The organism is uncultured Methylobacterium sp., from assembly GCF_964242245.1.
GTDB lineage: Bacteria > Pseudomonadota > Alphaproteobacteria > Rhizobiales > Beijerinckiaceae > Methylobacterium.
Window position 1 is genome coordinate 1 of the sequence record NZ_CAXTBY010000131.1, and the last position, 9,365, is coordinate 9,365.

The 9,365-nt window shown below is 67.9% G+C and carries 8 protein-coding genes and 2 pseudogenes; 2 read left to right on the forward strand and 8 right to left on the reverse strand.

Going from position 1 to position 9,365, the window contains the following annotated elements:
• From ACFE8Y_RS18920 to ACFE8Y_RS18930, 3 genes are all read right to left on the reverse strand, one after another.
• On the reverse strand, nt 1–342 hold a 342-nt coding region (locus ACFE8Y_RS18920), incomplete at its 3' end, for an SPFH domain-containing protein (protein WP_375465932.1).
• Nucleotides 343–384: 42 nt separating this feature from the next.
• The gene (locus tag ACFE8Y_RS18925) at nt 385–906 is read right to left on the reverse strand and encodes a hypothetical protein (protein ID WP_375465926.1); all 522 of its coding nucleotides are present in this window, start codon (nt 904–906) and stop codon (nt 385–387) included.
• Nucleotides 907–999: 93 nt separating this feature from the next.
• Nucleotides 1,000–1,479, reverse strand: a complete 480-nt coding sequence (locus tag ACFE8Y_RS18930) for a hypothetical protein (protein ID WP_375465927.1) — start codon at nt 1,477–1,479, stop codon at nt 1,000–1,002.
• 728 nt (nt 1,480–2,207) lie between these two features.
• On the opposite strand from ACFE8Y_RS18930, the gene ACFE8Y_RS18935 reads away from it, so the two are divergent.
• Nucleotides 2,208–3,686, forward strand: a complete 1,479-nt coding sequence (locus tag ACFE8Y_RS18935; protein WP_375465928.1) for an outer membrane protein — start codon at nt 2,208–2,210, stop codon at nt 3,684–3,686.
• Between the two features lie 836 nt (nt 3,687–4,522).
• Entirely contained in the window at nt 4,523–5,005 is a 483-nt protein-coding gene (locus ACFE8Y_RS18940; protein ID WP_375465929.1) for a hypothetical protein, read from the forward strand.
• Nucleotides 5,006–5,634: 629 nt separating this feature from the next.
• On the opposite strand, the pseudogene ACFE8Y_RS18945 reads toward ACFE8Y_RS18940, so the two are convergent.
• The 5 genes and pseudogenes from ACFE8Y_RS18945 to ACFE8Y_RS18965 form a co-directional block, all read right to left on the reverse strand.
• Nucleotides 5,635–5,736, reverse strand: a pseudogene (locus ACFE8Y_RS18945) (tRNA (N6-threonylcarbamoyladenosine(37)-N6)-methyltransferase TrmO); the annotation flags it as partial.
• A gap of 402 nt (nt 5,737–6,138) precedes the next feature.
• Nucleotides 6,139–6,822, reverse strand: a complete 684-nt coding sequence (locus tag ACFE8Y_RS18950; RefSeq protein WP_375465933.1) for a hypothetical protein — start codon at nt 6,820–6,822, stop codon at nt 6,139–6,141.
• A gap of 27 nt (nt 6,823–6,849) precedes the next feature.
• Nucleotides 6,850–7,872, reverse strand: a pseudogene (locus tag ACFE8Y_RS18955) (rhamnan synthesis F family protein); the annotation flags it as partial.
• 46 nt (nt 7,873–7,918) lie between these two features.
• Nucleotides 7,919–8,440, reverse strand: coding sequence for a DegT/DnrJ/EryC1/StrS family aminotransferase (locus ACFE8Y_RS18960; RefSeq protein ID WP_375465930.1), 522 nt, complete (start codon nt 8,438–8,440; stop codon nt 7,919–7,921).
• The coding region (locus ACFE8Y_RS18965) for a citrate synthase (protein ID WP_375465931.1) at nt 8,437–9,365 on the reverse strand (929 nt) is incomplete at its 5' end. The genes ACFE8Y_RS18960 and ACFE8Y_RS18965, both read right to left, overlap by 4 nt.

Sequence of the window (9,365 nt, forward strand, 5' to 3'; positions counted from 1 at the left end):
CCGGCAGCGCCAAGCCAAGGATGGAAGCACGCCCGCACAAAACTGCAAAGCTGGCCCGCCCGGCAAGCGGACCCGCTTACGCGAGCGCACAGGGTCGACGACGCGACGCCAGATCACGGCACTGAGCTTGATGAGTCCGTTGTCTTTGGTGATTACCTCCTGTTGCTCAATCCTTGCAGTAATCACGCGTAGGTGGATCTTGATTTGGTGCTCAGCGAACGGAACGAGCCAGTAGAGGCTGGGTTTGCGCAGGGTGTGATAGCGTCCGAGCCGGAACACGACGGTGCGCTCGCACCGGTTGGCGATGCGCAGACCGAAGGCGAGCAGGACGACGACTACAATTGCGACATCCGTGCGATCTTGAAAGGCGCAGCCGACCCGTGTTCAGTCGCTCGCTCCGCCAGCCCCGCCCCGGCCCCCGGCCCCGCCAGCGACCCCTGCGCCGCCGCCGCCGCCGCGTCCGCCTCCGGCGCCGGCGCCGGCACGTCCACCTTGGCCGCCGATGCCGCCGGAGATGCTGGCGCCGTCCCGGCCGTTACCGTTCCCGCTGGTGTCGGAACTGCGCCGATCCCGCGATCCGCCGTCGAGCGCCATGAAGTAATTGGCGCAATCGAACGGCCGCAGGCCGTCGGGTCCGCTCGCCCCGCCACCGGATTGCAGCAGATCGATGCAGTACTCCGTCAGGGGTCCGTCGTTGCTCGTGTCGCTCGGGCTCGCGCGGCCGTCAACACGGCCGGGCCTGCCGCCACGTCCGCCCGGCAGGCCGGGCAGTCCGGCCCCATCGCTCGACCCCGCGGTCTGAACGATCGGGCGCGCGCCCGAGGGTGAGGCCGGCATGGCGAAGGCGGATAAGGCGGCAACGGCCGCGGAGCCGAGCCCGACGAGGGGAACGAGTACGGTTTTCATCGTGATCACCTCGGTTTGGAGATCGAAATCCTGTTTTGCTTGGATGGCATCGGGGATCGCGCCGCATCCGACGCGATCCCCGTCCTGTCAGGATCAGAAGCCGTTCCCGCCCCGGCCGCCGTTGCCGCCTTGGCCGCCGAAGCTTCCGTTGCCGCCGCCCCCGCCGGCCCCGCCGTGGCTGTTGATCCCAGCAGCCGATCCGCCGCCGCCGCCCGACCCGCCGGCGCCGTGGTTGAAGCCGTCGCCACCGCGACCTCCGCCGCCGCCCGTGGAGTTCACGCCGATCGCCGAGCCACCCCCGCCGCCGCCGCCGCCGGCGCCGTGGTTGAAGCCCCCACCGCCGGCCCCGCCGCCGCCGCCGCGGCCTCCGAAGGCACCTGATCCGCCGTCGCCGCCCCCACCGCCGCCGCCGTGGTTCTTGCCGACGCCGCCGCCGCCACCGTCGCCACCGACGCCGCCGAAGCTCCCGCCTCCGCCGAACCCGCCCGCACCGCCGACTCCGCCCTGCGCGAAGGCCGGCTGCGCTACCATCAGGGCGAGGGTCGAGACGATCGCGATCACAGACTTCTTCATGATAGCCTCCTCTGAATACTGATCAATTGCTGCGGGGAAACTGATTGTCTTTTGCTTGACTCGGACAACAGGCTCGATCGTCGCGACGCTACGATATGCCGTATTCGATCCTGATTCTGCTGATTTGATTTTCTGTTCGATCGGTCTTCTTGCCGGATCTAGAGCGAATCAACCTGCTCGATGCATTGATGATTTGTATAAATCCGGTGAACAAGATCTGAACATTTTTCGCTCTTGTTCGCTCCCGTGAACGGCCACGAATTCGTATTCGATAGCGCTCATCGAGATGTTTTTGCAGAGCACAATTTCGTTTCTCGCAAGCGCAGTATTTGTACTGCAATGCGCTCGCCGGGAAACGTCCGAATGCTCTGTTAAACGAATATAAACGGAAATCAAAATTTGCATGTGCATTTCCACACGTCCGGATGATTTTCGGAAATCTGGGGGTTCGTCCCGAGTGTTGGGGCCATCGCGAAGGGTGGGCTCAAATCTGAACGTGGGTGGCTGTCTCGTGGAGAACCACGATCGACATGATGAACCTTGATCTCTCCGCGATGGAGCCGATTCCGTTCGATATTCCAGGGTTCAAGCCCGTTCCTTGAAGCCGAGAACAGTATCTGAAATGCCGCAAGGCGTCTGGAATCTGCGATGCGGCCGAACTCCGGCGTCGTGCAGGCGGCGTCGTACCCTATCGTGCCGGAGAGCGAATCAGTTTGGGAAACGGCGCGATGCGGCTACGCCTGTTCGGCGTCATTCTGGCGATCGGCGGAGCCCTCGCCGCGTCTCCTTCGCGCGCCGCGGACCTTCCCGTGCGTTCGGCGGTCACGCCGGTTTTCGTCGAGGCGGGCTGGTCGGGCTTCTACTTCGGCGCCCAGGTCGGGGCGATCGTGGACGGGGCGCGTGGCCGGACCGTCGCGCGTGGTGACGGCGGCCTCGTGGTGCCGCCGGGCTTCGGCGGACGGGGCGGGCGCACCGGCAATGCCGTCGGCACCATCGCTGCGCGTGACCTCTTCACCGGCGGTCATCTCGGCTACAACGTGCAGAGTGGAGGCCTCGTCTACGGGCTTGAGGGCGATGTCGACCTGCTCGGCCCGGCCGACGACCTGCTCGGCAGCATTCGGGCACGCCTGGGCTTTGCGACGCCGCAGTTCCTGATCTACGGCACCGCCGGCGCAGCGTTCCAGTCGGTGGGAAGGCGCGTGGTCGGCGCTTTCGTCGGGGGCAATGGCGGCAACGGAGGCAACGGCGGTCCGGCCGGTGACGGGGGTGCCGGGGGCAACGGCTTCGGATCGCTCCTCGTCACGCGCAACGGGGCGGACCGGACCGGCTTCGTGGGCGGCGGCGGCATCGAGGTTCGCCTGTCACCGCAGGTCGGCGCGGGGATCGAGGCGCTGTATTACGTCTTCGACGGCGGACCCGCCGGAACCGGCCTGTCGCGCGATGTCCTGACGGTGCGCGGCCGGCTGAGCTTCCATCTCGACCCGGCCACCGGGCCGGGGTCGATCCCGGAACCGGCGGCCCGCTGGGCAGGCGGCTACGCAGGCGGCCATCTCGGCGGCCTCTACGACCTCAGCCCCCGCATCGATCGTGTCGCCCTCGCCAACGGCGAGGCGGGAACACCTGGCCTGCGTGGCATCGACGGCGGCGGCGGCGGCGGCGGGGCGGTTGCCTTCGCGGGGCTTCAGAGAAACACCGCCCTGCTCGGCGGCGTGCATCTCGGCTACACTTGGCAGGCACCCGGCCTCGTCTATGGCGGCGAGGCCGATGCGAGCTTCAGTCCCGAAGACGCCTACAGCGTCCTCGGGACCGTGCGCGGCCGGGTCGGCGTCGCCACCGGCGGCTTTCTCTTCTACGGGACCGGCGGCCTCGCCCTGGACCGCGACGCGGGCGTGCGCGGCGTTTTCGCCGGAAACGGCGGGGCAGGCGGCAACGGTGGCGCCATCATCGCGGCTCCTGGAGGCGCGGGCGGGGCCGGCGGCGTGGCGCTGGCGATCCGGGCCGCACAGACGCGGGTCGGCTTCGTTGCGGGCGGCGGTGTCGAAGCGCGGATCAGCGAGCGCGTGAGTGCCGGCGTCGAAGCCTTGTACTATGATTTCGGCGACAGGGCGGTCCCGCTCCTGCCCGCTCCCGGTCGCAGCTTTGCTCCAGCAAGCGCATCGGATGCCTTCGTGGTGCGAACCCGCCTGTCGGTGAGTTTTACGCCCTGAGCTGCGTCGGGTGGTCGGCGAGCTTCTCGTCCGCTTGGCGGATGAACGTCGTCAGCGCGTCGCCAGGGCGGGCTGATGAACCTGCTCCGCCGTGCGCAGGGAAGCCTCCATCTCCGTGGCGAGGAGGCCATGTCAGCGCCGCGCCGCGGTCGTCGCCTCGGTTGAGACGGGCGTGCCCGCGGGCAGTAACGCCTATCATCGGGTATTCCTGACACGCCGACCGGATTGTTTGAGCCCTCATTCACGACTGACGGCAAAACACCCTTCGTCACGGCCGCCCCCTCGACCGACTCTCCCGACGCCCGCATCTGCCGACGGCGATCGAGGTGGTGCTTGTGCGAAACCGCACAGGGATCATCACTTCAGCATCTCAGCCGGCAGCAACGCCTCATGCCATGCAGCGCCATTTCCGCCGATCCAGGCGGCGCGCAGCTATGGCGCCGCTCGTTCACGAGGGGGCGTCGAAGCGACGGGAAGTGCAGAAAATCCTTTATGACGAATGGGTTGCGGAAGGCGATGCTTCCGCTCCAGCGAAGTCCATCGACCTCGCCAAGCGCGAAATCGGACGACAATAAATACTGCATTCAATTCAGATGCGAAGGATAAATTTTCCCCTACAAAAGCATTCAGACTACATTCAGTGGTCGTGGATCAATCATTAACCATGTTCACGGGGCGAGTTTATTCGAAAACAAATCGAATAATTGCCATGAGGCGCTAGATCACGCTACGCTTAACAGCAAAAACACTTCCGACTGAAAGCGCTCTGAGAGCGAAGATATTTGGAAGAAGGCTTCTGAAACTTAACATCTCACACCATGCAACAGGAGGTCATCATGAAAAAGTCTGTCATCACCACCGTCTCGGCCCTCTTCCTGATCGCCGCTTCGCAGGGTGCCTTCGCCGCTGGCGGCATCGGCGGCGGCGGGGGCTTCGGCGGAAGCGGTTCGTTCGGGGGCTCCGGCGGAAACGGCGGGTCCGGCGGCGTCGGCGTCAACCACGGCGGCGGGGGCTTCGGCGGCGACGGCGGCTCGGGTGCATTCGGCGGACGCGGTGGCAACGGTGGCGGCGGCGGCGGCGGCTTCAATCACGGCGCGGGCGGCGGCGGCGGCGGCGGAGGGTCGGCGATCGGCTTCAACGCGCGTGGCGGCTCGGGGGGGCTCGGCGGAAACGGGTTCTTCGGGGGGGCCGGGGGATCGGGCGGCGGTGGCGGCTCCGCGGCCGGGCCGAACACCCGCGGCGGGGCCGGCGGCGGCGGCGGATCCGGGAGCTTCGGCGGCCAGGGCGGCAACGGCGGCCGGGGCGGGAACGCCTTCTGATTTCACGCGATAGCGAAGGGCCGCCCCGGCAGAGGGGCGGCCCCAAGTGCTTTGTGCGTGACCCGACAAATGTAAATCACACGGCCATGCCCCGACGCGGAGATCTTCGATGAAACACGGTTTTGTCCCGGCTGCCGCACTGACGATCGTCTGCGTCTACGCGGCGCCGATGCAGGCCCTGGGCGCCGAGGTGTGGCTCCTTATGGCCGGGTCGAGCGATGGCGCTGGTCTGCCCGGGTTGCCGGGCGGCGCAGGCGGCAAGTCAGGTCGCGCGGCCAGCACGGATAAGCAGGGTGCTGCCCCTGATGCGGGCGCTTGTGGCGATGCGTCGAAGACCGGGACGCCTGATGCGGACGTTGGCATCCCCCCGGCTTCCGACTGCGCCGGGACGGAAGCAGGTGGACGTGACGGGGCCAGCGTAGCCGGGGGAGTCGGCGGCCAAGGCGGTCAGGCAGGAGCGGGCCCAAACGCCGGTCTCGGTGGTGCTGGTGGCGCAGGTGTGCGTGGGGGAACTGGAGGCCGCGGCGGCAGCGGCGGTGCCAGCGATTGATCCCGCCGGCTGTCGAGACCAAGTCCGGCACGCTCTCGGGCACGGCGGTCGCCACGCGGCGCTCCGACGAGACGACGCTTCAGATTAGGGTCCCGAAGTCGTCCCGCTGCGGCGGAGCGACCGGGGTGAACAGGCTCCGGTCCCACGTCAAGGTCAAGGGACGGCCGCCGTCGAGGCAATCGGGACGGAGCCTCCCGCGGTTTCCCGGGCACCTCTGATACGCTTACTCGTGGGCGCGGATGGTGTTTGCCAGCAACGACGGGCGTCCACGCCCGCGTTGAGGCGTGAGCGGTGGCGGGGCTGGAACGCAGCGGCCGGGCGCAGATGCAGATCGCGGCCGAGTCGGCATCCAGCCGGCCAGGCTGCCCATCGCTCAACCTCGCCGACCATTCCGGCCGAGCCACCCAGCTCCACGGCCAACCCGCCACAGACGTCTTCACCAGCCTGCCAGTCTTACAGGCGGAATTCATTCTTAGGCATTGCCTGCGTTCGTCGCCTGCGGATACTGGATTTCCGCCTGCATTCGGTTCGTGGAATGCTTCTGATTTGTGTACACAAGGTACACGGACTGCGACAATCCTGCTCACTGTGCAGCCATGTGATAGTCCGTGGTGGCGCCGAGGGATCGTCCCGTAGGCAGGGCAAGGGATGCGTTAAGACGGGCGGCAAGAGCGCCGGCATCGAAGTCAGGGATCGGACACGGAAGATCCTCGATCGGAACCGGATCGCGGACGCGGCCGATGAGGGTGGCTGCGGCCTCGGCGACAACGGCCTCGATCGCGGTTGCCAGAGCATCCGGCGTCGCGTGCTCCAGCGAGACGATTCCGGGACAGCGTCGCGAGAGATCCTTCGCGTCGGCACCGTTGGTGATCGTCAGGAGGCCGGCTTGCGCCATTTCCAGGGGCGAGTAGCTCCGATGCGGCGACAGCATCAGCGAGATCCCGACCGAGGCACGGGACAGGAGGTCGGCGTAGGCCTCGAAGGAGAGCTTGCCGACCACCTCCAGGTTCTCGATCCCACCCGCCCGGTGGGCCGGATAGGCTTCGCCGGCCGACACGATCCGCCAAGCCCGCGCCGACATGGGATCGGCCTGCTGCCACCGCAGAAGCGCGGCGCACAGGGTCGGGAAGGCGTTGCGCGGCGTGCCGGGCCGACCGTAGACGACGATGATCCGTTCGCGCACCTGCCGCGTCAGGCCGCTCGCGATCGCCGGGTTGAGGACGAAGCGGACGACCTGCGCACCGGGCAGGTCGTAGCGGCGGGTCATGAAGCCTGCGAGTTCCTCCGAGTTGATCAGCGCGATCGTCCTCGCGCCGTGCCCGTAGGTTTCGCGGGCGAGCGCGTGCTGGGCCGACCAGCCGTAGAAGTCGGGTTCGCGGTCCTGGATGAGGTAGACCACCGGGTGCTGGGCGTCGAAGTAGGCACCCTGCACGCCCTGCCAGCAAAAGGCGGCGGCTGCGGTCCACCAGGCGGTGGCAAGGAAGATGTCGTCCCGCCGGAGGCCGAGTTCGCCGCTATCCGGATCGGTCAGATCGACGACGACGCGCGGGAAGGCATCCGTCGCGCCCGCCTGGACGAGGAGATAGTCCGGGAAGGCCGCCATCGCGCGCAGATCGACCCCGTGGTTCCGGCACAGGATTCGGAGGTCGTGGTCCGGCCCGAGGGCGGCGGCGATCGCGGAGAAGATCTTGAGGGCCGTCGCAACCCCGCCGAAGATCTGCTCGAGATCGAGCGTCGGGATCACGAGGTTGAGGCGCGGCCGCGGGCTGCGGTCGCGACAGGTCGGAATCCGCGCGACCTCCGGGATCAGGCCGCGCCCGGAGAGTGCCTCGACGCGGTTGTGCAGCAGGCTGCGCCCGACCCGCGACAGGTCGGCGTCCAGCGTATCCGGCCCGAGGACGGGCACGCGGGTCTCCGGCGCGGGGGCGTCGGCAAGCCCCACCTTGACCCAGCGATGGCCGCTCCGCTCGGCCGCGAGCAGGATCGTGCGCTCGACCGCCTGCGCCAGGGTGCCGTCGACCTGGGCGGCTTCGTCGGGGAAATCGGCAAACGACAGATTGAGGTCGAGCAACGGGCGGAGCGCCGCGCTGCGGCCCCAGTAGAACGAGCCGGAGGGAAACTCGAGCAGCAGGTCCTTGGAGAGCGACAAGCCTGCCCGGCGCATCAGGTCGCGGGCGATGTCGTAGTTGCCGCCCCAGTTGAGGCGTGGGCGCACCGGCTCGAAATGCTCCGGGAACACGATCCCGACCTCGGGCTCGGCCAGGAGCGCGAGGGTGGCGGCGACGATCTCCGGCGAGCCGAGAACGTGGCGGAGGAGGTGATCCCGCCAGGGAGCGAGCCGACGCCGTAGACGACGAGGCGGTTCATCGGGAGATGGCTTCCCGGACGGCCGCGGCGATGCGCGCGGCTTCGGTGCCGGCGACCTCGGGCTGGACCGGCAGGCTCAGGAGGCTCGCCGCGAGCCGGTCGGTCACCGGCATCGGCGCGGCATCGGCGAAGGCCGGGTGCCGGTGCAGGCCGGGATCATAGTGGATCGCGGTGCCGATCCCGCGGTCGGCGAGCGCCATGGCGAGATCGCCGCGGGCGGGATGGGCAATCGCGAACTGATGGTGGACGCTGCCGGGATCGTCCGCCTGCATCGTCAGCGGGTCGGCGTCGCTCAGCGCCGCGCGGTAGCGGCCGGTGATCGCCCGGCGCTCGCGGTTGCCCGCGTCGAGATGGGGCAGCGGCACGGTGAGGACCGCCGCCTGGATCGCGTCGAGGCGGCTGTTGAAGCCGAGCGTCCGGCTGATGCGGACGCCGTCGGCGAATCCGTATTCGCGGAACCGCCGCAGGCGCTGGGCGATGGGATCAGTGCCGGACGTGACGCCGGCGGACCGCCTCACCCCCGGTCGTTGATCCCGACGTAGTCGCGCTTGGCCGGGCCGACGTAGAGCTGGCGCGGCCGGCCGATCTTCTGCGACGGGTCCTCGATCATCTCGGCCCACTGCGCGATCCAGCCGACGGTGCGGGCGACCGCGAACAGCACCGTGAACATGTCGGTCGGGAAGCCCATCGCCTTGAGGGTGATGCCCGAGTAGAAGTCAATGTTCGGGTAGAGCTTCTTCTCGACGAAGTACTCGTCCTTCAGCGCGATCTGTTCGAGCTGCATCGCGACCTGGAGCAGCGGATCGTCGGTCTTGCCGAGCTCCCTCAGCACCTGGTGCGTGGTGTTCTGCATGATGCGCGCGCGAGGATCGTAGTTCTTGTAGACCCGGTGCCCGAAGCCCATCAGGCGAAACGGGTCGTTCTTGTCCTTGGCCTTGGCCACGTACTTGCCGACGTTCTCAGGGGTGCCGATCTCCATCAGCATCCTCAGCGCGGCCTCGTTCGCCCCGCCGTGCGCCGGACCCCACAGGCAGGCGACGCCGGCCGCGATGCAGGCGAAGGGGTTGGCGCCCGACGAGCCGGCGAGCCGCACCGTCGAAGTCGAGGCGTTCTGCTCGTGGTCGGCGTGCAGGATGAAGATCTTGTCCAGCGCCTTGGCGAAGACCGGATTGATCTGATACTCCTCGCATGGCACCGCGTAGCACATCCGCAGGAAGTTCGAGGTGTAGTCGAGGTCGTTCTTCGGATACACGAACGGCTGACCGATGGAATATTTGTAGGCCATCGCGGCAAGCGTCGGCATCTTGGCGATCATGCGCATGGAGGCGACCATGCGCTGGCCCTCGTCCGTGATGTCGGTCGAGTCGTGGTAGAAGGCCGAGAGCGCCCCGACGGAGGCCACCATCACCGCCATCGGGTGCGCGTCGCGGCGGAAGCCCGTGA